Genomic DNA, 21,934 nt, shown 5'->3' on the forward strand with positions numbered 1-21,934 from the left:
CCTCTCAGTCGCTGTCGGTTCGAAAGGCCTCGGGGGCCGGCGCAGCGGATTCCGCATCGGCGGCGTCCCCCGTGTCGGGGGCCGCCGCAGGTCGGTGCGCCGGGGCCGCCGTCGGCGCAGCGGCCGGGATCGCCGGCGCTGCGGGAGGCGGGGACGAGGGGGCGCGGGTCGAGGCCGCCGGGGTGACGACGGTCGCCCGACCCCGGGCGGTGCCGGCCTGCAGGGCCGCCATCACCCGACGTACCTCCTCCGGCGAGCGGGGGGACGGCGTGTCGGCGGCGGTGGACCGGGGCAGGGCGTTGGGGGTACGCCGCCGCACCCGGCGGGGCAGCCCCTCCAGGTCGTCCGGCGTCCCGTCGGAGGCCGGCCCGTCGTTCGCGGCCGGCGCGTCGGTCGCCGGGCCCGCGGGCAGGGCCAGCGTGGGCGGGTCGCTGCTGGCGACCGACGACGAGGGGGTACGAGCGGCGCGGGGCCGAGGTGCCGTGGTCCGGCGTACGGGCCGGGTCAGCCGCCGGTCACCGGGCGCGGCGGCCAGTGAGGCCGGGTCGGGGCCGGCCGGCGGCTCGGCGGTGACCAGGTCAGTGGGGATCAGCACCACGGCGGTGACGCCGCCCGTCTCGGGGGACCGCAGTCGCACGCGTACGGAGTGCCGCGCCGCCAGCCGGGCCACCACGAACAGGCCGAGGCGGGCGCTCTGCGCCGGATCGAACTCGGGCGAGCTGGTCAGCCGGGTGTTGGCGTTCTCGAGCGCGGCGGCCGACATGCCGAGCCCCTGGTCGGTGACGGACAGGACGTACCCGTCGGTGGTCTGCTCACCGGTGATGGTCACCCGGGTGTCCGGCGGGGAGAAGGCGGTGGCGTTCTCCACCAGCTCGGCGAGCAGGTGGATGATGTCGCCGACCGCCCGGCCCAGCACGCCGGCCGGCTGCACGGCGGTGATGTCCACCCGGTCGTACGCCTCGACCTCGCTGATCGCCCCACGAACCAGGTCGACCATCGCGACCGGGTTGCGCCACCCGCGGCCCGGCGCGGCGCCGGCCAGGATGACCAGGTCCTCGGCGTGCCGGCGGAGTCGAGTGGCCAGGTGGTCCACCTGGAACAGCTCGGCCAGCTCGTCCGGGTCCTCGGCGCGCCGCTCCATCCGGTCCAGCAGGTGCAACTGCCGGTGTACCAGACCCTGGCTGCGACGGGCGATGTTGAGGAACACCTCGTTGAGGCCGCGGCGCAGGGTGACCTCGTCCACGGCCGCCTGGACGGCGGTGCGCTGCACCTCGGTGAAGGCCCGCCCGACCTCTCCGATCTCGTCGTTGCCGTACTCCAGGGGTGGGGCTTCGCGGGCGACGTCGACGTGTTCGCCGCGACGCAGCCGCGCCACCACGTCGGGCAGTCGGTGCTCGGCCAGTTCCAGGGCGGCGGTACGGACTCCGCTGAGCCGCCGGACCAGGGTGCGGCCGACCCGCAGCGCCACCAGCACCGAGACCACCACGGCGACCAGGCCGAGCACCCCGGCGGCGGCGAGCCGGACCAGGATGCCGACCGCCATCGGCACCGAGCGGTCGGTGAGGTTGTCGGCCTCGGCCAGTTCGAAGTCGCGCAACTCCCGCTGAACGGCGTCATGGCTGGCCTGCCACGCCGCGGCGTCCACCGGTGGACGGCCGGACCGGTTGGCGCCGATCAACGCGTCCTGCATGGCCCGCAGGCTGGTGAAATCGGGACTCTCGCTGAGCCGCTGGTACGCGGTGCGCCCGGTCTCGGGCAGGTCGGCCACCGCGCTCTCGGTGAGCCACCGCTGGTTGCCGATGGTCTGCACGAGCAGCGCGTGCTCTCCGTTGCCGAACTTCCCGGCGGTCAGCACGCCGGCCAGCATCGCGTCGGTCTGGCCCAGCAGCTCTCGGGATCGGCCCAGCGCGGTGAGGGCCAGCGCCTGCCGGTTGATGCCGGGATCGCTCAGGTTCGCCATCGCGGAGAACGCCTGAAAGGCCGCCGAGACCATGCCGCTGTAGAGGCCGATCGCGCCCGCGCGGTCCATCATCCCGTCGTCGATGAAGTCCCGCCCGGTGGGCAGCGCCGCCAGCGCGGTGACCAGTCGGTCGACGCGGTCCTGCAGCAGGTCGTCGGCGGCGTCGCGCAACGCCTCCCCGTCCACGCGGCGGCGCAGCTCGGCCACCGCCCGGTCGGTACGCAGGCGCTGCTCGGCCAGGGCGGGCAGTTCGGTGGTGCCGGCGAGCTGCACCACCGAGAGGCGACGCTCGCGTTGCAACTCGGTGACCACCACCTCGCCGGGACGGCCCAGGTCGTAGAGCAGGGTCCGCGCGGAGAGCAGGTTCAGCGCGGGAACGAAGGTCAACGTCGTCGCGAAGATCCACAGCGCGAGGAGCGCGGTCACCGGTGCGACGACCAACGCGGTCAGCTTCGAGCGGATCGGCCAGTCGCGGGTTCTCATCAGACCTCGCCCGTCAAGGGGTGGCAGGAGGGGCGCCGGCACCGCCGGGCAGCGCGCTCGCCGGTCGCGTACCCGGCCGTCGGGCCGGGCACCGGCGCGCGCGCCTTGGGCAGGATACGTAATCATGCCCGGTTGCACTACCGCCGCCGGGCGGCATCCGCGCTGCCGAGCGCGCCTCCACCGGCAGGCGACGCGGCCCCGGCGGCGCGCTCCCCGGGCGCTGGTGCTGGGCGGGAACGGATCAGACGTTGCCGGCCAACGCGTACGACGGGGCCCAGCCCGCCCACGCGGACTATCTGGAATGAGTCAGGTTTTTGTCAGCTGCGGCGACACCGGACCGCGATCGGCGAGGAAAGTCCCTCGGATCGGGATTGGCGATCAGTAGGCGGAGGGAATACCAGATGACGAAGGAGGAGCCCATGTCGCCCACGCAGATAATCGTCATCGTGCTCGTCGTGCTGGTGATCATCGCGGCGATCGCCGTGGTCGTCCGGACGGCCGGCCGCCGTCGCGCGCTGCAGAGCCGGTTCGGACCGGAGTACGACCGGGTGGTGCAGGAGCAGGAGAGCCGGTCCGCGGCGGAGCGTGAGCTCCGCGACCGGGAACGCCGGCACGCCGAACTCACGCTCACCCCGCTCAGCCCGGAGTCGCGGGCGCGTTACGCCGCCGCCTGGGAGGAGCTCCAGATCCGCTTCATCGACTCGCCGGGCGAGACCGTGGGTGACGCGGACGAACTGGTCACCCGACTCATCGAGGAGCAGGGCTACCCGACCGGGGACTTCTCCGACCAGCTCGCCCACCTCTCCGTCGAGCACGCGCGCACCCTGACCAACTACCGCGACGCGCACGAGATCCACCTGCGCAACTCCCGGGGTGAGGCGACCACCGAGGAGCTGCGGCAGGCGGTCGTGCACTACCGGTCCCTCTTCGCCGACCTGCTCGGCGAAGAGCCGGTCGGACAGCGCACACCCGAACAGCGTTCCCACCCGGACACTCCGCACGACGCCACGAGCCGCTGAGGAGGCCACCGATGCGCCACGAAGAGCAGCAGGTGAGCAACGACCACCCGGAGGCCGTCCGGTCCGCGCCGGTACCGGTGCCGCCGAACCGCGACCGGGCCGCCCACTCCGACGTACCCGAGGACGCCCTGGACGACCGGGGCACCTTCGACGATCCGACCGTCGACGACGCGCGGACCGCCGACGACGTCCCGACCGGCGACCACGAGCGGGCCAACGGCACCGACCCGGGCGTCCGGCTCGACCGGACCGAGGACGACCGGACCGACGACGACCGGGCCGACGACGACCGCCGGAACCGGACCGACGACGAGGGTGGCTTCCACGAGCCGGGTCCGCTGCCGACCGCGTTCGGCGCGACCACGGTCGCCGACGCGGTGGCCGCGTCCGCCCTGGCCAGCCCACGTCCGCAGGACCAGCCCGACCCGCGGGCCGAGCGGACCGCCGCGCCGGGCGACGGCGCGGAGGACGGTGAGCGGGAGGGCCTGCGCGCCGACCCGACCGCCGAACTGCACCGCCGCGACGATTTCGTGGAGACCGACCGGAACGACGACGAGGTCGATGATCGGGACGACGACGGGCGGGGCGACGCGACCGACGCCTCCGCGCGGACCGTCGTCGTGCCGGGCAACCGGGACGACGCGGCCACGGCCGGCTACGGCAGCGCCACGCCGGAGATGGTGGACCCGGACGCGGACGCCGAGCCGGTCACCACCGAGGGTGTCGGCGGCTCGCTGGAGTCGGCCGGGACGTCACGGCCCGCCGGTTCGACCGTCGCCACCGACGCGGCCACGCTCCTCGACGGGGACACTGCGCAGGGTTTCCGGGACCGCTGGCGGGACGTGCAGCTTCGGTTCGTCGACGATCCGCACGCCGCGGCCGGCGAGGCGCAGGCCCTGGTCGAGGAGGCCATCCAGGCTCTCGCCTCGGCGCTGGCGGCGCAGAAGAACACGCTTGGCGGCTGGCAGGACGCCGGCTCGGCGGACACCGAGCAACTCCGGATGGCGGTCCGCAACTACCGGGACTTCCTGGACCGCGTCCTGGGTCGCTGACCCACCGGCCCACGGGGCGCTCGGCCGACACCGGCCGGGTGCCCCGTTTCGCGTCCGCGTCCGGTCCGCGTTCGCGCCCGCCGGGCCACCCGACCCACCTAACCCCACTCCACCCCTTTGCTCTGCTTCACCATAGGCAACACCTGGGGTCCGAATATCGGACGCCAGCCGTTGCCCCGGCTGAAGCAGAGCAAAGGACCTGCCCCACCCACCTGCCCCCGCCCCCGGGCATCCGCCGCCGGGGCATCGGCCGCCGACGCTTGCCGCCGCAATACGCCCCGACGCGCGTACGCGAGGAGAGTTCGCTCGGCGAGGGCGGAACCCCACGGATCAGACAGGCAGGCGTGAAAGTCCGTCCACGGGGTAATAGGGCGCGCGCATCGAATCCGGTGCCAACGTCGGACGAGGGGTGACGAGATGGACGGCGGCGGCCTGCGGCTCAACATGAACGGGCTGGACTACCTGATCCTCGCGCTGTACTTCGTCACCGTCCTCGGGGTCGGCTTCGCCGCCCGGCGGGCGATCCGGACCAGCGTCGACTTCTTCCTCTCCGGCCGTTCCCTGCCGGCCTGGGTGACCGGCCTCGCCTTCGTCTCGGCGAACCTCGGGGCGCTGGAGATCATCGGCATGGCGGCCAACGGGGCCCAGTACGGCGCGATGACGGTCCACTACTACTGGATCGGCGCGGTGCCGGCGATGGTCTTCCTGGGCATCGTGATGATGCCCTTCTACTACGGCTCCAAGGTCCGCAGCGTCCCGGAGTACCTGCGGTTGCGCTTCAACCGACCGACCCACCTGCTGAACGCGCTGAGCTTCGCCGTCGCCCAGGTGCTGATCGCCGGTGTGAACCTCTACGCGTTGGCCCTCGTCATGCAGGCGCTGCTCGGCTGGCCGCTCTGGACGGCGATCGTGGTGGGCGCGGTGATCGTGCTGGCCTACATCACCATCGGCGGGCTGTCCGGGGCGATCTACAACGAGGTGCTCCAGTTCTTCGTCATCCTGGCCGGCCTCATCCCGGTCACCGTGATCGGCCTGGTGAAGGTCGGCGGGGTGAGCGGGCTGATGGACGCGGTCCGCGACTCCCCGCTCGGCGAGGCGGGCCTGCACACCTGGCAGGACACCGGCAGCACCGCCAACCCGCTCGGCGCGCAGTGGATCGGCATCGTCTTCGGTCTCGGCTTCGTGCTCTCGTTCGGCTACTGGACGACGAACTTCGCCGAGGTGCAGCGCGCCCTGTCCGCCAAGAACATGAGCGCTGCCCGGCGTACGCCGATCATCGCCGCGTACCCGAAGCTGTTCATCCCCCTGGTCACGATCATCCCGGGTCTGGTGGCCCTGGTGACGGTGAAGGGGCTCGGCGCGGACAAGGGCGACCTGCAGTACAACAACGCCATCCCGCTGCTGATGCGGGACCTGCTGCCCAACGGCGTGCTCGGGGTGGCGGTCACCGGCCTGCTCGCGTCGTTCATGGCCGGCATGGCGGCCAACGTGAGTGGTTTCAACACCGTCTTCACCTACGACATCTGGCAGGCGTACGTCCGCCGCGGCCGGTCCGACGAGTACTACCTGCGGATCGGCCGGTGGGCGACCGTCGGGGCCGTGGTGATCGGCATCGGGACGGCGTTCATCGCGTCCGGGTTCAGCAACATCATGAACTACATCCAGGCGCTCTTCTCCCTGTTCAACGCCCCGCTGTTCGCCACCTTCATCATCGGCATGTTCTGGAAGCGAATGAGCGCGCTCGCGGGCTTCTGGTCGCTGCTGCTCGGCACCCTGGCGTCGCTGGCCACGTACCTGCTCTACAAGGGCGGCGTGGTCGACTTCAACTCCGACCTGGAGGAGAGCTTCTGGGGCGCCGGCATCGCGTTCGTCACCGTGGCGCTGGTCGCCGCCATCCTCACTCCGATCACCGCGCCCAAACGCGACGAGGAGCTGCGCGGGCTGGTCTACGGATTGGGCGGCGTCGACCTGAAGGGCGACGTGCTCGCCGGGGACGCCGTCTGGTACCGCTCCCCCGTGCTGCTCGGCGTGATCGCCGTCGCGCTCGCGGCCCTCTTCTACATCCCGGTCTTCTAGGAAAGGAGTCGGCAGATGAGCAACGACGGCGAGCCGGCGCAGGACCCGTTGATCGACGAGACGCAGGCCGAGGAGCGGCGCTCCGCCGCCGCCCGACTGTTCGACATCCGTCGGGTGATCGGTGGTCTCTTCGTGGCGTACGGGGTCATCGTGACGCTGATCGGCATCTTCGACAGCCGGGCCGAGATCGACAAGGCCGAGGGTGTCCGGATCAACCTGTGGGCGGGGCTGGCGATGCTCGCCTTCGGCCTGGTCATGCTGCTCTGGCAGTGGCTACGCCCGGCGGAGGCGCCGTCCGCGAACGAGTCGCAGCCCGACCACTGAGCCAGGTCCGCCCGCCGGCGCCGTCCACCCGGGCGGCGCCGGCGGCGCGCATGGGTGCCCGCGCACGGGGTACGCGAGGGGGATCAGGCACCGTGTCGGACACAGGAGGCAGCACCATGACCGATCGCGACCGCCGACCGCCGCTGGAGGAGAGCCCGCAAACGGCCGCCGCGGTGGACGACGACACCACCGTGCCGGAGCTGCGGACCGGGGGCGGCCCGGACCGGGACACGCCGACCTTCACCGAACCCCGCGGGCGGCAACCGGACCTCGCTCCGGAGACCGACGACCTGCTCGGCGACCCCTACGCCGCCGGAACCGGCGCGACCGGCACCGGCACCGGCGCGGGGGGCGACAACATCCGTACCGGGGCCGAGCAGCCCTGGGAGCCGGAGGACCTGGTGATGGCCCGGGGACAGGACCTCACCCCGGAGAACCTGGAGAAGGCGCGCCGCGACCTGGCCGAACACGGCCGTGCGGCGATCGAACGCACGGTGCCCTGACCTGAGCCGTAAAAGGGGGGTCCCCGGCCCGACCGTACTGGTCGGACCGGGGACCCCGGGGAAACCTGCCTCCGGCAGTGCCTCACCTACTGCCGGGGGCGGGTTGGCGCGTGAGCTGCCCGCTCAGAGCGCGGGGTAGGCGTTCTGCATCAGCTCCCGGAACTGCGCCGAGAACCACGCGCCGGAGATCGGAGCGTTCGGCAGGGCACCGGTCGGGTTGTTGCCGTTGCGGGCGTTGCCGCCGTACGTCGGGTCGCACATCCGGTCGAAGCCCTTGCCCTCGTTGTTCGGGATCTCCGAGCTGGAGCCGTCCGACTCACCCGGGGGCTTCACCCAGACGTAGGCGTCGATACCCGTGGCCGGGTTCGCCCGAGGCCGCTCGCCGAGACCCGCACCGGCCTGGTTGCACCAGTTGCCGGCGTGGTACCGACGGTCGACGCGACCACCGTTGACGTACGTGTCGACGCTGGTCGTCGCGCCCGGGCCGGTGGGCCGGTTGGCGCCGCCCCAGCCGTTGCGGGACGTGTCGATCAGCATGCCGATGTTGGAGTTGAAGCCCAGGGACACCAGCTTGGTCCGGAACGCCTGGGCGAAGGACAGCTCGTCGACGTAGTAGTTCCAGTCGATCCACTTGGACTGCCGCACCGTCTGGCCGTTGACGTTGTCGGTGACCTTGAAGTACGGCTCGGTCAGCGCCGAGTAGTTCGCGGTGTTGGTGATGAAGCCGTGCACGTTGTTGACCGTGCTGCCGGAGGCGACGGCGGCGGTCTTCAGGATCTCGGCGGACGGGCCGAAGTTGCTGTCCCAACCGAGCCAGCCGTGGTGCCCGGCGTCGATGTAGTTGTAGACGTTGCCGATCGCGCCCAGCTTGGCGAGGGCGTAGCCGACGCCGTTCACGTAGGCACCGTTGGCCTTGACCGTGTCACACATGACCGTGCCGCCGGCCTGGCCGGAGGTGTTGGTCACCAGGTTCGGCAGCGAGTCGATCTCGATGATGTTGATGATCCGGATGTTCCGGTACTTCGAGTCGCTCTGGATCGCGGCGATCGGGTCGATGTACTCGGACTTGTACCGGGGCAGCTCGTCCGGGCCCAGCTCACCGTTCGAGGCGAGCGCCGAGCAGTCGCGGCCGGGCAGGTTGTAGATGACGAACTGGATGTAGCCCGCGCCCTGGCGCAGTGCCTCGTCCAGGTGGTCCTTCACCCCGAAGGCGCCGTTGGAGCTGCTGTTCGGCGTGCCGTTGATCGCGGCGATCCGGTCCAGCCAGACGGCGGTGGGGTTGTTCGAGACGCGGCTACCGCCGGGCTCGGCGTCCGCCTTGGCCTTCCACTCCGGGTTCACGTACCCGGGCACACCGGCGTACGGGTTGTCGACCTTCACGCCGGGGGGCGGGGTGGTCGGCGGCGGCCCGGTGGTGGGCGGAGGGGTCGTGGGCGGAGGCGTGGTGGGCGGAGGCGTGGTCGGCGGGGGCGTGGTGGGCGGCGGGGTGGTCGGGTTACCGGTACCACCGTTGCAGACCACGCCGTTCAGGGTGAACGAGGTCGGCTTCGGGTTGCTGCCGCTCCACGCGCCGTTGAACCCGAGGGTCGTCGACGCACCGGTGCCAAGGGTGCCGTTGTAGGACATGCTGCGGGCCGTGACCTGGCTGCCGGACTGGGTGTACGTGGCCGACCAACCCTGCTGAACCCGCTGGCTGGAGTTGGGGAAGGTCCAGCCGAGCGTCCAACCGTTGACCGGGTCACCGAGGTTCTTGATGGTGATGTTGGCGGTGAAGCCGCCCTGCCAGTCGTTGGTCGTGTACCCGATTTCGCACTGCGTCGCGGCCTGCGCCGCGGTGACCGGGATTGTCACCAGCCCGCCGGCGACCAGAACGCCCGCGCCGGCGAGCGCGAGGGTCCGGCGTGGGCCGGACAACCTTCTCCACACATTCATGCCACTGATCTCCTTGGGCGAGACCGGGCTCGCGTACGGCCCGGCGGGACGGCCCGGTGGGCGTCCTGCACGGACGGCCTCCGGCGCCACGGGATTTTTTGGGGGTGCCCGACCCGGACGGGCGGTGGTGGTGGTTGGTGATTGGCCGGCGCGTGCCGACCGATCGGCGGCCGGTTGTCGTCCGGTGAACCGGATGCCCTCGACGCCCCGCCTGCGCGGTGTGGCTCCCCGAACCGCGTGCGCCGATTCTTGCATGGGAGCGCTTCCATGGCAATGGCTCGATGCGCGGCCGCCCTCGACCCGGACGATACCCCCGAGCGACACGGGCGGCACCTGCGGTCGGTTACCGGGCAAGCCCGCCCGGTAGCGTGCGAGGGGTCGGCAACGCCGCGAGCGACACCGGTCGGGCGCTGAGCGCCCGGGGCGGCACGCTGGGCAGAGAAAGCCGCGTACCACCCCTTTGCCTCTTACCACCAGCAAAGGTCAAAACGCGAATCTTTCACTTCATAAGTCATGAAAAGGTCTAACGTCGGTCTTAGCTCGGTTGTCGCCGGGCTCAGGACAACAGGGATGGAGTGACGCAGGTCATGGCTAAGAAGATGCTCGGGAAGGTCGTTGCGGGTGCCGCCCTCGGTGGCGCTTCGCTCCTGGTGTTCGCGCCGGGTATCGCGTTCGCTGACGGTCACCACGACGAGGACGGCAAGGTCTACGCCAAGCCCCACATCGTGAAGGCCGGCGACGAGGTCAAGCTCCTCGAGATCTGCCCGGATCGGCAGGAGCACGCGTACGTGTGGTCCAAGGTCACCGGCAAGGTCAAGCTCAAGCCGGCGCGGGACGACCGGGGCGAGGACCGCGGCGAGTGGAGCGAGGAGGAGGACTCCTACGACCACGACGACAAGGGCAAGGACGAGCACGGCAAGGACGACGACAAGGGCAAGGACGACAAGGGCAAGGACCACGAGGGCAAGGACGACAAGGGCAAGGACCACGAGGGCAAGGACGACAAGGGCAAGGACAAGGGCGAGCACGGCGACGCCCAGCCCGGTGGCCAGGGCGGCGGCGCTGCCGCCGACGCCTACGAGGACGAGGACAGCAAGGACTGGAAGGGCGAGGAGCACGGCCAGGACGGCCGGGACGACGAGGGCAAGAAGGACTGGGAGTCCAAGGACGAGGGCAAGAAGGACTGGGAGTCCAAGGACGAAGGCGACAAGGGCTGGGAGTCCAAGGACCGCGAGTACGGCTCGGACGACGAGTACGGCTCCGACAAGGGCTGGGAGTCCAAGGGCCACGAGTCCGAAGGCCGCGACTACGGCTCCGACGACGAATACGGCTCCGACAAGGGCTGGGAGTCCAAGGGCCACGAGTCCGAAGGCCGCGACTACGGCTCCGACGACGAATACGGCTCCGACAAGGGCTGGGAGTCCAAGGGCCACGAGTCCGAAGGCCGCGACTACGGCTCCGACGACGAATACGGCTCCGACAAGGGCTGGGAGTCCAAGGGCCACGAGTCCGAGGACCGCGACTACGGCTCGGACCACGGCCGGGATGAGCGTGGCCGGGACGACGAGCGCGAGTTCGTGTACTACGGCGAGGCCAAGGTCGACAAGGACGCCAAGCCGGGTCGTTACGAGCTCAAGGGCTCGTGCGGCGAGGGCGAACTGGTCGTCCTGCCCCACGGCGGGGTCGACGGTGGTGACGGTGGCGTCAGCACCGGCACCGACCGTGGCCTGGCCACCGGTGGCGCGAGCCTGCTCGGCGCTGCCGCGCTCGGCGGGATCGTGCTGATGCGTCGTCGGCGGACCGATGGTTCGCTCGCCTGACGTGACGGCGACACGGGCCGGCGGCCGTCACGGGAGACCGTGGCGTGCCGCCGGCGCGGCCGTCGTCGTCACCCTCGCCATGATCGGCGCCGGCATGATCGGCGCCTCGTTGAAAACCACGCCCGCTCCCCGACCCCCGCAGCCGCTGGCCCAGGCCGGTCCCGAGGTCACCGGGTCGGCGGTCACCGACACCGACGTCCCGGCCTCGGATACCGAGGCCGCCCCGGCCGGGCTCGCCCGGTCGGCCCCGACCACCATCGAGATCCCCCGGATCGGCGTCAACGCGACGATCATGTCGCTCGGCACCAACCCGGACGGCACCGTCCAGGTCCCCCCGCTGGAGCAGGCCGAACAGGCTGGCTGGTACGAGCCGGGCCCGAGCCCCGGTGAGACCGGCAACGCGGTCATCGTCGGACACGTGGACTCGGCCAAGCTCGGCCCGGCCGTCTTCTTCGACCTCGGCTCGCTCGTGCCCGGTGACACGATCACGGTGCGGCGGGCAGACGGTCAGCCGGCGACGTTCCGGGTCGACTCGGTGAAGTCGTACCCGAAGACGGCCTTCCCCACCGAGCTGGTGTACGGGCCGAACGACCGGCCCGGCCTGCGGGTGGTGACGTGCGGCGGCCAGTTCGACGAGACCGTCCGCAGCTACCCCGACAACATCGTCGTCTTCGCCACCCTGACGACCTGAGCGCGCGTACCCGAAAGCGGTCCGGCCGGTCGGGGTGACCCGACCGGCCGGACCGCGTACCGACTCAGGCGGCGGCGGAGGTCCGCACCAGGGTGCGGATCTGGCGCAGCAGCACGGACAGGGCGGCGAGATCCGCCCGCGACTCGTCGAACTCCCCCATCGCCCGGCGGGCGCGGTGGATCGACGTGGCGTTCGACTGCTCCCACTGCTGCACCCGCTCGTGCGGCGGCAACTCGTCCGGAGTGGAGTCGAGCACCTCGGCGGTGAGCGCGGCCAACGCGGCGTACAGGTCGTAGCGCAGCGCCATCCGGGCGAGGGTCTGCCAGCGGTCCTCCCGTGGCAGCAGGGAGATCTTCGACAGCAGCGAGTCCACCCGGAACAGGTCGGAGAGCACGAAGTAGACCGAGGCCACCTCGCCGACGTCCCGTCCGCTGCGGGTCGCGGTCTCCACCACGTCCAGCAGGCCGAAGCTGTACATCAGGCGGGTCGCCCGCTCGGCCAACTCGCGGGGCAGCCCACGCTCGGTCATCGAGTCGATGTGCGCCGCGATGGCCTGCCGCTCGCCGCCGTAGAACAGCTCCTCCAGCCCCGGCAGTAGCCGGGCCACCCCGTCGCGCAGCCGGGCGATCTCGGTGGGCACGTCGATCGGCGAGCGCCGGTTGGTGACCAGCCAGCGCACGGCGCGGTCGAGCAGCCGACGGGTGTCCAGGTAGACGCTGGTCTGCAACTCCGGCGAGACCTTGTTGTCCAGCGCCTCCACCGCGTCCCAGAGGTCACGCAACCCGAACACGTCGCGGACCACCACGTACGCCCGGATCACGTCCGCGGCGCTGGCGGCGGTCTCCTCGACCACCCGGAAGACGAACGAGATACCGCCCCGGTTGATCGCCTCGTTGACCAGCACGGTGGTCACGATGTCGCGGCGCAGCCGGTGCCGGCCCATCCGGTCGGCGAACCGCTCCCGCATCGGCGTCGGGAAGTAGTTGACCAGGACGTCGGACGTCCACTCCTCGTCGGCCAACCCGTCGGTGAGGATCTCCCGCTCAAGGACGATCTTCACGTACGCGAGCAGCACGGCGAACTCCGGCGCGCTCAGGCCGGACTCGCTCCGGACCGCCAGCTCCTCGTCCGGCGGCAGCGCCTCCAGCGACCGGTCCAACGCGCCGGACCGCTCCAGCTCGTTGATCATCCGACGGTGCACCGGGAGCAGCGACGCCGCCTGGGCCTGGGCGTTGTTGATCGCCCGAGCCTGGTCGTAGTTGTCCCGCAGCACCAGCTCGGCGACCTCGTCGGTCATCCCAGCCAGCAGTTCGTCCCGCTCGGCGGTGGTCAGCTCGCCGTCGGCCACCGCGGTGTTCAGCAGGATCTTGATGTTCACCTCGTGGTCGGAGGTGTCCACACCGGCCGCGTTGTCGATGAAGTCGGTGTAGATCCGACCACCGGTCAACGCGTACTCGATCCGGCCGAGCTGGGTCCAGCCCAGGTTGCCGCCCTCGCCCGCCACCCGGCAGCGCAGGCTGCGCCCGTCCACCCGGATCGCGTCGTTGGACTTGTCGCCCACCTCGGCGTTGGTCTGGGTGGAGGCCTTGACGTACGTGCCGATGCCGCCGTTCCAGAACAGGTCCACCGGAGCGGTGACGATCGCCTTCATCAGCTCCTGCGGCGACAGCTGCGTGACGTCGTCGTCGAGGCCGATCGCCGCCCGGACCTGCGGCGTGATCGGAATCGACTTCGCGGTACGCGGGAAGATGCCACCCCCGGCCGAGATCAGCTCCGGGTTGTAGTCCTCCCAGGAGGAACGGGGCAGGTCGAACAGCCGCCGCCGCTCCGCGTACGAGGTGGCGGCGTCCGGGTCCGGGTCCAGGAAGATGTGCCGGTGGTCGAACGCGGCCACCAACCGGATGTGCTCGGAGAGCAGCATCCCGTTGCCGAACACGTCACCGGACATGTCGCCGACGCCCACCACCGTGAAGTCCTGGGTCTGGGTGTCCAGGCCCAACTCCCGGAAGTGCCGCTTCACCGACTCCCAGGCGCCCCGGGCGGTGATGCCCATCTTCTTGTGGTCGTACCCGGCCGAACCGCCGGAGGCGAACGCGTCGCCCATCCAGAAGTTGTGCGCCAGCGAGATCTCGTTGGCGATGTCGGAGAACGTCGCGGTGCCCTTGTCCGCCGCGACCACCAGGTACGGGTCGTCGCCGTCGTGCCGGACCACGTCGTCCGGCGGCACGATCTGCCCGCTGACGATGTTGTCGGTGACGTCCAGCATCGCGCCGACGAACTCCTGGTAGCAGGCGACCGCCTCGTCCCGGTCCCCCGGCTTCTGCTTCAGCACGAAGCCGCCCTTGGCGCCCACCGGCACGATCACCGTGTTCTTCACCATCTGCGCCTTGACCAGGCCCAGCACCTCGGTCCGGAAGTCCTCCCGGCGGTCGGACCAGCGCAACCCGCCCCGGGCCACCGGCCCGAACCGCAGGTGCACGCCCTCGAACCGGGGCGAGTACACGAAGATCTCGAACTTCGGCCGGGGCGCCGGCAGGTCCGGGATGGCCTGCGGGTCCAGCTTGAACGCCACGTACGCCTTCGGCCGCCCGCCGACCGGCTTCTGGTAGAAGCTGGTGCGCAGGGTCGCCTCGATCAACGTCAGGTACGAGCGCAGGATCCGGTCCTGGTCGAGGCTGGCCACGTCGTCCAGTCCGCTCCGGATCGTCTCCACCAGCTCGCCGCTGCGCTGCTGCCGCTGCTCGGCGCTCAGCTCACCCGGCGCGAACCGGGTCTCGAACAGCTCCACCAACAGGGTGGCGAGCTTCGGGTACGCGATGAAGGTCTGCTCCATGTAGTCCTGCGAGAAGACCGTGCCGGCCTGCCGCAGGTACTTCGCGTACGCCCGCAGCACCACCACCTGTCGCCAGGTCAGTCCGGCGCGCAGCACCAGTTCGTTGAACCGGTCCACCTCGGCCTCGCCGCGCCAGGCCGCCGCGAACGCGTTCTCCACGTGCGGGCGGACCTCGGCCAACTCGTGGTGCCCCTCGGGCAGCATCAGGCCGAAGTCGTACAGGTAGACCCGACCGTCGATCCGGTCCACCTCGTACGGGTGCTCGTCGACCACCCGTACGCCGAGCGAGTGCAGCACGGGCAGCACGGCGGAGAGCATCATCGGCTCGCCGTACCGGTAGACCTTGAACCGCACGTTCATCTCGTCGGCCAGGTCGGCGCCCGGCACCCGGGTCCCCGGCCGGGGCGCGAGCTGCTTGCGGAACAGGTGCATCTCGAGCTGGCCGGGCTCCTCCAGCAGCTCCAGCTTGGCCAGGTCCTTCATCGCCTCGTACGGCGTGTGCCCGTCCTTGTAGCCCTCCGGGAACGCGTCGGCGTACCGGGCGAACAGGTGCTTGGCCTGCTCGTCGCCGAGCTTGCGCTCCAGCACCAGCCGGTAGTCGTCGTCCCAGAGCCGGGTCGCGTCGGCCAGCTCCTCGGCCAGCAGGTCGGCGTCGATCTCGCCGGGCGGCCGGGTCGGGTCGGTACGGACGATGAAGTGGATCCGGGCGAGCATCGACTCGGTGACCCGGGTGGTGTAGTCCACTCCGACACCGTTCAGCTCGCGCAACAGGATGTCCTGCATGCGCAGCCGGTTCTGCGTGGTGAACCGGTCCCGGGGCAGATAGATGAGGCAGGAGATGAACCGCCCGTACGCGTCCCGGCGCAGGAACACCCGCAGCTGCCGGCGGCCCGCCATCCGCAGCACGCCGATCACCGCGTGGTACAGGTCGTCGGTCTTGATCTGGAACAGCTCGTCGCGCGGGTAGGTCTCCAGGATCTGGAGCAGGTCCTTGCCGGAGTGGCTGCGCCGGCTCAGGCCGGAACGGTCGAGCACCTCGGCGACCTTGCGGCGCACCACCGGCAGCTCCCGGACGCTGGTCCGGTACGCGGCGGTGGAGAACAGACCCAGGAACCGCCGCTCACCGACGACCTCGCCGGACTCGTCGAAGATCTTGAAGCCGATGTAGTCCAGGTACGCCGAACGGTGCACGGTGGCCCGCGAGTTGGCCTTGGTGATGATGAGCAGGCGCTTCTCCAGCACCTTCTCGTGCGCCTCGGGGTTCATCGACGACAACGACCGGGCGTCCGGGGAGTCCGAACGCAGGATGCCCAGCCCGGTGCCGAGCACCGCTTCGAGGGCCTTGCCGTCCACCGGGTCCGCGGTGTTCCCGTCGGGGGCGTCGACCAGGCGGTACTCGCGGTAGCCGAGGAACGTGAAGTGGTCGTGCGCGAGCCAGCGCAGCAGCTCCACCGAGTCGGTGATGTCCTTCTCCGGCACGGGTGGGCGGTTGTCGGAGGTACGCGCCGAGGCCAGCTCGTCGGCGAGCGCGAGGGCCCGCTGACGCATCTTCGGCCAGTCCTCCACGGCCTCCCGTACGTCGGTGAGCACCCGTTGCAGCTCGCGGCGCAATCGGTCCCGCTCGGCCGCGTCCCGGACCGGGTCGATCTCGATCCGCATCCAGCTCTCGACGATGTCACCGGCGATAGCGTCGTCCGGCTCCACGTCCGCGGAGACCTCGGTGAGCCGACCCAACGGCTCACGCCGGACCACCACCAGCGGATGCACCAGCAGGTGGACGTCCAGGTGGTACGAGTTGAGCAGCGCGGTCACCGAGTCGACCAGGAACGGCATGTCGTCGGTGACGATCTCGACGACGGTGTGGTGCTGGTCGGCGTGCGGCTCGTGGATGCGCAGCTTCAACTCGCCCGGCACCCGCTGCTGCGCGAGGTCCCGGTGCGCCCGGGCCGCGTCGAGCATCTCCTCCGCCGTGAAGCCGACCAGTTCCTCGTCCGGGGCGAACCGCCAGAAGCGACCGACCAGGGTCGCCGCGTCGTGGTCGTCCCCGGCGAGCGCGACAGCCTGGGCCACCAGCCGCTCCGCGTTGGGTACCGGCTCGTCGAGCTCGGCGTCCTCCACGTCGTCGGTCAACGCCTCGGTCGGCAGACCCAGATCGTAGATGGTGTCGATGCTCGACCCGGTCAGCCCGGTGACGCCCGTGTCGAGCCGGCCGTAGCCGTCCCCGTCGGTCGCCGAATCGAAGCTGTCGTCGTCCCGGCCGGTGTCATCCTGCCGGAGGTCGGGTTCCGGTTTGATCGCCGGACGCCGGTCCATCGGTGCCACTCCCCTCGACCCACCGCGTTGTGGGTCACTCTGCCGCCCAGCCTATGCGTGCCGCTCGCCGCCTTCGTCAGCGGACCGCTGGCCGGACGTCGGATCGGGACTCTGTCCTTTCACCCGTTGCGGGTCCGAGGTTGGCCGGTTGCGGGATACCCCGCCGCGCGATGTTCATCACACCGGCCCGGTCCGTCTTTCCGCACGTCGAGGGCGTTACGGGACGTTGGGGACAGCGTTCGCGTACTACCGTGCAGGGCAGCACGAGATCGGAAGGACCGCTTCATGACCTTGTCCTACCCCCGCCTCCGACGGCCGAACCGCGCACGGCGGGTAGCCGCGCTCACCGCCGCCCTGCTCACCGCCGGTGTGCTGGCCGCGTGCTCGGGCGACGACGGGCCGGAGAGCAGCGTCGACGCCTTCCTCGCCGGCTGGCGCAGCGGCGACCTCCAGGCGGTCGCCATGGTCGACTCGACCGGCGCGAAGATTCCGGCGGCCGAGGTGAGCAAGGAGATCAAGGAGCTGTCCGGCGAGTTGGCCGCCACCCCACCCGCCCTGAGCCGACAGGGTGAGCCGAAGATCACCAAGAACATCGCGACCACCGCCGTGCGGGTGGACTGGTCGCTGCCGGGTCAGACCCACTGGACGTACGACCGCGAGCTGCGGCTGGTCCAGGGTGACGACGACCAGTGGCAGGTCATGTGGGAGCCACGGGTGCTGCACGAACAGCTCACCAAGGGCGACCGGCTGGGGCTGCGCCGCGACACCGGCCCCCGGGCCGGCGTGCTGGACGCGGCCGGCACCCCGATCGTGTCACCACGCCCCGTGGTGCGGGTGGGCGTGCAGCCCAGCCAGGTCACCGACATCAAGAAGCTGGTCAAGGATCTCGACGGCGCCTTCAAGGCGATCCGGCCGGCCCTGGTCCCCGGCGTCGACCTGGCCGACCTGCCCAAGCGGGTCGCCGAGGCTGACCCGGGCGCCTTCGTCGAGGTGGTGACGCTGCGCGAGGACGCGTACAAGCAGATCAAATCCCGCATCTACGACCTGCCCGGCACCAAGTTCAACTCCGACAAGATCGACCTGGCCCCGACCCGGGAGTTCGCCCGCGCGCTGCTCGGCAGCGTCGACCAGGCACAGGCCGACGACCTCGCCGCCCACCCCGACCGGTACGTCGCCGGCGACCTCGTCGGGCACGGGGGTCTGCAGGGCCGCTACGACGAGCGGTTGCGCGGCACCCCCGGGCTGACCGTCGTGGTCGAGCGCCCCGCCGAGGACGGCAAGCTGGCGCCCACCGGTGCCGAACTGTTCCACCGCGAACCGCAGCCGGGTCAGGCGCTCAAGACCACCCTGGACGTGGCCACCCAGAACGCGGCCGACGGGGCTCTGCGCGCGGAACCGCGCCGCTCCGCGCTGGTCGCGGTACGGGTCAGCGACGGCACGGTGCTCGCCGCCGCGAACGGTCCCGGCTCGGCCGGCGAGAACCTGGCCTTCACCGCACAGGTGCCGCCGGGCTCCACCTTCAAGATGGTGAGCGCGCTGGGCCTGCTGGACCGGGGCGCGGTCACCCTGGACGGCCGGGTGGAGTGCAAGAAGACCTTCACCGTCGACGGCCGGTCCTTCAAGAACTCGGACAACTTCGAGCTGGGCTCGGTGCCGTTCCGCACCGACTTCGCGAAGTCCTGCAACACGGCCTTCGCCTCGCTGGCGCCGAAGCTGGGCGGCGACGGGCTGGCCGCCGCCGGCCGCTCGGTGGGGCTGGAGGGGCAGTGGGACCTCGGCGTGGACGCCTTCACCGGCAAGGTGTCCACCGGCGGCAGCCCGGCCGAGCAGGCCGCCGCGTCGTTCGGCCAGGGCACCACGCTGGTCAGCCCGCTGGCCATGGCCGGCGCCACGGCGGCCGTCGCCCGGGGCCGCTTCGAGCAGCCGAAACTGCTCGTCGACCCGGCACCCGCCAAGCCGGCCCCGCCCGGCGAGCAGCTCAAGCCGGAGTCCGTCGCGGCGCTGCGCACGATGATGCGCGAGGTGGTCACCGCGGGTACCGCGAGCGCACTCAAGGACGTCCCGGGCGGCGAGGTGTACGGCAAGACCGGCACCGCCGAGTTCGACGACAACCCGGCCCACACGCACGCCTGGTTCGTGGGCTGGCGGGGTGACGTCGCGTTCGCCGTGTTCGTCGAGAACGGCGGCGCCAGCACCGCCACGGCCGTCCCGATCGCCGAACGCTTCCTCCGCGCCCTCCCCAAAACCTGACCGACGATCACGGTCTTGATCCACTCCGTTTCGCTGAACCGGGGTGTCCATGCTGTCCGGACACCCCGGTTTCGCTGATACCGAGTCGATCACGGTGGGGGCGTTCGCGACTGGCTCAGGCGGTGTCGGCCTGGGGCCCTTCGGGTGAGTTCGGGGCCGGCGGGGAGGGACGCCGCAGCAGACCCGGGCCGGCCGAGGCGGGCGGACCGACCGGTTCGCGCTCGACCGTGGCCGCGATCTGCGCCGCGAGGCCCGACGGCTCGGACGGGGACCGATCGCGGATCTCGGGTGGCTCGGCCTCTGCCGCGACCTCGTCGGCCACCTCACTCCTCACCGGAATCCGGGAGGAGCCGAGGCCCTCGTCGTCGTACTCACCAATCCGGGCGGTGTCTGCGACCGTGCGCGTAACGCCCTCGAAGCCGGCAGACCCCTGCACACCCGCGGCACCATCAAGCCCGGCGGGCCCGTCGTGGCGCTCGGCACGGTCGGGCCGGGCGGCGGTCGTCCGCTCGGTGGCCCGACGCGCGCCGGGCGTGGGCCGGGGTGACAGCAGCCGCGGTGGCATCGCCTCCGGGGCGGTGACCGGGGCCAGACCGGCGACCACGGTGTTGACGATCTCGGCGGCGTACGAGCCGTCCGGGTCGTAGTCGGGGTCGAAGACGGTCAGTTCGACGCCGAGGCAGTGCGGTGTGTCGACCAGGCCGGCGAGCAGGATCTCCAGCTCGGCGAAGGCGATGCCACCCGGGTCGGGGGCGTCGACGGCCGGCATCACCGCGGGGTCGAGCACGTCGACGTCGATGTGCACCCAGTAGCCCGCGCAGTCGGCGAGCTGCTCGTGCGCCCACTGCGCCGTCCGGGCGGCGCCTTCGGCGCGCAACGCCGGCACCGGCCGGGTGGTGATCCCGGCGGCCTGGAGGTCGAGCCGGTACTCGTCCTGCGCCCGGATGCCGAGCACCACCACGTCGATGTCGCGGAAGTAGGGCCGGCGACCCTCCAACGCGGCCAGGTCGGCCTGCCCGCGCCCGGTGACCAGGGCCAGATCCTCCCCGGCGGCCGCACCGACGTAGGAGGCGTTGCCGGGGTGCCGGAAGTCGGAGTGCCCGTCGACGAAGACCAGCCCGATCCGCCCGCCGACCGCCTCGCCGAGGCGGTGCATGGCGAGCGCGGACCCGAGCAGCACGGAACAGTCGCCACCGAGCACCACCGGGAACTCACCCCGGTCGATGATCGAGCCGATCCGCTCGGCGAGCGCGAGCGAGTAGTCGGCGATCTCCCGGGCGTGGCACACGCCGTCGCCGGGGCGCCAGTCACCGGGGTCGTACCGGGGTGGGGTGAGGCACCCGGCGTCGCGGGCCCGCAGCCGGGCCAGCAGGTCGTGGTCGCGCAGCGCACCGGGGGCCTTGGCGCACCCCGGCACAGAGGTGGACGTCGGCGGTCGCAGGCCGAGGTTTGTCGGCGCGTCGAGGACGGCGATCCGGCGCATCATGAGCTCCCGTCCCCTGGTGGTCGGGCGGGCCGGCGAAACGCCGGCCCGCGCTGGCGTACTACGAACTCACAGTCGTGCTGTGGACTCAGAACAGGGCGCTGGCCAGGGCTCGCCGGGCCGAGGCGACCGCCGGGTCGTCCGGGCCGGCGATGGAGAAGAGCGACACCAGGTGCTGGCGGACCGTCTCGCGGTCCTCGCCGGCGGTGCGCCGGACCAGGCCGACGAGCCGGGCGTACGCCTGCTCGGCCAACCCGCTGAGCACCTCGATGTCGGCGGCCAGCAGTTGGGCCGCGACGTCGTCGGGGGCACTCTCGGCGGCGGCCAGCGCGGTGGCCGGGTCGGCGCCCGCCACCCGGCGTGCCACGCCGACCTGGGCGAGGCCCGCCGTGGCCGCGGCGTCCGCGGGGGCATCGGCGAGGATCTTGCGGTACGCCTGCTCGGCGGCGTCCAGGTCGCCGCTCATGAGCGCGTCGTCCGCCTCGTCGAGGCGCGGGTCCTCCGGTTCGGCCACGGTCACGCCGCCGGCCTTGAGCACCGCCTGGATCCACTGGCGGAGCTGGGCCTCGGGCACCACCCCGGAGAAGGCATCGATCGGCTGGCCGCCGACGACCGCGTAGACCATCGGGATGCCCTGGACCCGGAACATCTGGGCGATCCGCGGGTTTTCCTGCACGTCGACCCGGGCCAGCACCCAGGTGCCGCCACCCTCGGCGGCCAGCCGCTCGAGCACCGGGGCGAACTCGTCGCTCTCCGGGAAGCCGGCCGCGCCGAAGAAGACGATGACGGGCGTGGCCATCGACTGCTCGAGCACCGCGGACTGGATGGTCGCTTCGGTGACGTCAACGATGGAGGCGTTGCCGCCGGCGGTCGGTGCGCCCGGCGTGCCGGCGGACGGGCCGCCCTGCGGGGGTGTGCCGGGGCGAGTACTGGCTGGTGCGGGGCCACGCAGCGTGCTGAGGTCGACCGCGCCGCGGGTGAAGATCGACGAGGTGATCCGTGGGTCGCTCATGGTTACCTAGTCTCGCACGCGAGCCCGCAATCCCGGCTCACCCACAACTCCAACGTCGCAACTCTCACGCCCCACACCCCCGCCCCCGCCCCACCCCGCCGATCTTGCGCTTTCTGTTGTCACTAAGTCCGCCTCTGCGGCATATGTCGCCGCAGAAACTGCAAGATCGACGCAGCGGGGTGG

General features: G+C 71.4%; 12 protein-coding genes and 1 pseudogene. 8 read left to right on the forward strand and 5 right to left on the reverse strand.

Annotated elements, in window-relative coordinates:
• Positions 1 to 4: 4 nt before the first annotated feature.
• Complete coding sequence (locus tag ACN263_RS24205; protein WP_422736611.1) at positions 5 to 2,443, reverse strand: nitrate- and nitrite sensing domain-containing protein; 2,439 nt, start codon at positions 2,441 to 2,443, stop codon at positions 5 to 7.
• Positions 2,444 to 2,862: 419 nt separating this feature from the next.
• Between ACN263_RS24205 and ACN263_RS24210 the strand changes: the two genes are divergently transcribed.
• The 5 genes from ACN263_RS24210 (at position 2,863) to ACN263_RS24230 (ending at position 7,417) form a co-directional block, all read left to right on the forward strand.
• Positions 2,863 to 3,462 carry a hypothetical protein gene (locus ACN263_RS24210; protein ID WP_422740806.1) on the forward strand — a complete coding sequence of 200 codons (600 nt, stop codon included), beginning with the start codon at positions 2,863 to 2,865 and terminating at the stop codon, positions 3,460 to 3,462.
• Between the two features lie 11 nt (positions 3,463 to 3,473).
• Positions 3,474 to 4,514 (forward strand): hypothetical protein, encoded by a 1,041-nt coding sequence (locus ACN263_RS24215; RefSeq protein WP_422736612.1) that lies wholly within the window; start codon positions 3,474 to 3,476, stop codon positions 4,512 to 4,514.
• Between the two features lie 417 nt (positions 4,515 to 4,931).
• Entirely contained in the window at positions 4,932 to 6,590 is a 1,659-nt protein-coding gene (locus tag ACN263_RS24220) for a sodium:solute symporter family protein (protein WP_422736613.1), read from the forward strand.
• 15 nt (positions 6,591 to 6,605) lie between these two features.
• Positions 6,606 to 6,914, forward strand: a complete 309-nt coding sequence (locus ACN263_RS24225) for a hypothetical protein (protein WP_422736614.1) — start codon at positions 6,606 to 6,608, stop codon at positions 6,912 to 6,914.
• A gap of 116 nt (positions 6,915 to 7,030) precedes the next feature.
• Complete coding sequence (locus ACN263_RS24230) at positions 7,031 to 7,417, forward strand: hypothetical protein (RefSeq protein WP_422736615.1); 387 nt, start codon at positions 7,031 to 7,033, stop codon at positions 7,415 to 7,417.
• A gap of 123 nt (positions 7,418 to 7,540) precedes the next feature.
• On the opposite strand, the gene ACN263_RS24235 is transcribed toward ACN263_RS24230, so the two are convergent.
• On the reverse strand, positions 7,541 to 9,349 hold the full coding sequence (locus ACN263_RS24235; RefSeq protein ID WP_422736616.1) for a glycoside hydrolase family 6 protein: 1,809 nt from the start codon (positions 9,347 to 9,349) through the stop codon (positions 7,541 to 7,543).
• A 587-nt stretch (positions 9,350 to 9,936) separates the two neighbouring features.
• Here ACN263_RS24235 and ACN263_RS24240 point away from each other — a divergent pair.
• Both ACN263_RS24240 and ACN263_RS24245 read left to right on the forward strand, forming a co-directional pair.
• Complete coding sequence (locus tag ACN263_RS24240) at positions 9,937 to 11,169, forward strand: hypothetical protein (RefSeq protein ID WP_422736617.1); 1,233 nt, start codon at positions 9,937 to 9,939, stop codon at positions 11,167 to 11,169.
• Between the two features lies 1 nt (position 11,170).
• On the forward strand, positions 11,171 to 11,860 hold the full coding sequence (locus tag ACN263_RS24245; RefSeq protein ID WP_422736618.1) for a class F sortase: 690 nt from the start codon (positions 11,171 to 11,173) through the stop codon (positions 11,858 to 11,860).
• A gap of 64 nt (positions 11,861 to 11,924) precedes the next feature.
• Here the strand turns inward: ACN263_RS24245 and ACN263_RS24250 are convergent, their stop codons facing one another.
• Positions 11,925 to 17,006, reverse strand: a complete 5,082-nt coding sequence (locus ACN263_RS24250) for an NAD-glutamate dehydrogenase (protein WP_422736619.1) — start codon at positions 17,004 to 17,006, stop codon at positions 11,925 to 11,927.
• 285 nt (positions 17,007 to 17,291) lie between these two features.
• Here ACN263_RS24250 and ACN263_RS24255 point away from each other — a divergent pair, with 285 nt between their 5' ends.
• Positions 17,292 to 19,256: a penicillin-binding transpeptidase domain-containing protein gene (locus ACN263_RS24255; protein WP_422736620.1), complete on the forward strand. Its 1,965-nt coding sequence runs from the start codon at positions 17,292 to 17,294 to the stop codon at positions 19,254 to 19,256.
• 433 nt (positions 19,257 to 19,689) lie between these two features.
• On the opposite strand, the pseudogene ACN263_RS24260 reads toward ACN263_RS24255, so the two are convergent.
• Positions 19,690 to 20,742, reverse strand: a pseudogene (locus ACN263_RS24260) (arginase family protein); the annotation flags it as partial.
• A gap of 85 nt (positions 20,743 to 20,827) precedes the next feature.
• Positions 20,828 to 21,751 carry a tetratricopeptide repeat protein gene (locus tag ACN263_RS24265; RefSeq protein WP_422736621.1) on the reverse strand — a complete coding sequence of 308 codons (924 nt, stop codon included), beginning with the start codon at positions 21,749 to 21,751 and terminating at the stop codon, positions 20,828 to 20,830.
• Between the last annotated feature and the right edge of the window lie 183 nt (positions 21,752 to 21,934).

It is taken from the genome of Micromonospora sp. WMMD729 (assembly GCF_049315225.1).
Lineage (GTDB): Bacteria > Actinomycetota > Actinomycetes > Mycobacteriales > Micromonosporaceae > Micromonospora.

Bases quoted from the DNA above. Each gene is read 5' to 3' on its own strand.
- ACN263_RS24205 (WP_422736611.1), bottom strand. From the start codon at position 2,443: ATGAGAACCCGCGACTGGCCGATCCGCTCGAAGCTGACCGCGTTGGTC.
- ACN263_RS24210 (WP_422740806.1), top strand. From the start codon at position 2,863: ATGTCGCCCACGCAGATAATCGTCATCGTGCTCGTCGTGCTGGTGATC.
- ACN263_RS24215 (WP_422736612.1), top strand. From the start codon at position 3,474: ATGCGCCACGAAGAGCAGCAGGTGAGCAACGACCACCCGGAGGCCGTC.
- ACN263_RS24220 (WP_422736613.1), top strand. From the start codon at position 4,932: ATGGACGGCGGCGGCCTGCGGCTCAACATGAACGGGCTGGACTACCTG.
- ACN263_RS24225 (WP_422736614.1), top strand. From the start codon at position 6,606: ATGAGCAACGACGGCGAGCCGGCGCAGGACCCGTTGATCGACGAGACG.
- ACN263_RS24230 (WP_422736615.1), top strand. From the start codon at position 7,031: ATGACCGATCGCGACCGCCGACCGCCGCTGGAGGAGAGCCCGCAAACG.
- ACN263_RS24235 (WP_422736616.1), bottom strand. From the start codon at position 9,349: ATGAATGTGTGGAGAAGGTTGTCCGGCCCACGCCGGACCCTCGCGCTC.
- ACN263_RS24240 (WP_422736617.1), top strand. From the start codon at position 9,937: ATGGCTAAGAAGATGCTCGGGAAGGTCGTTGCGGGTGCCGCCCTCGGT.
- ACN263_RS24250 (WP_422736619.1), bottom strand. From the start codon at position 17,006: ATGGACCGGCGTCCGGCGATCAAACCGGAACCCGACCTCCGGCAGGAT.
- ACN263_RS24255 (WP_422736620.1), top strand. From the start codon at position 17,292: ATGACCTTGTCCTACCCCCGCCTCCGACGGCCGAACCGCGCACGGCGG.
- ACN263_RS24265 (WP_422736621.1), bottom strand. From the start codon at position 21,751: ATGAGCGACCCACGGATCACCTCGTCGATCTTCACCCGCGGCGCGGTC.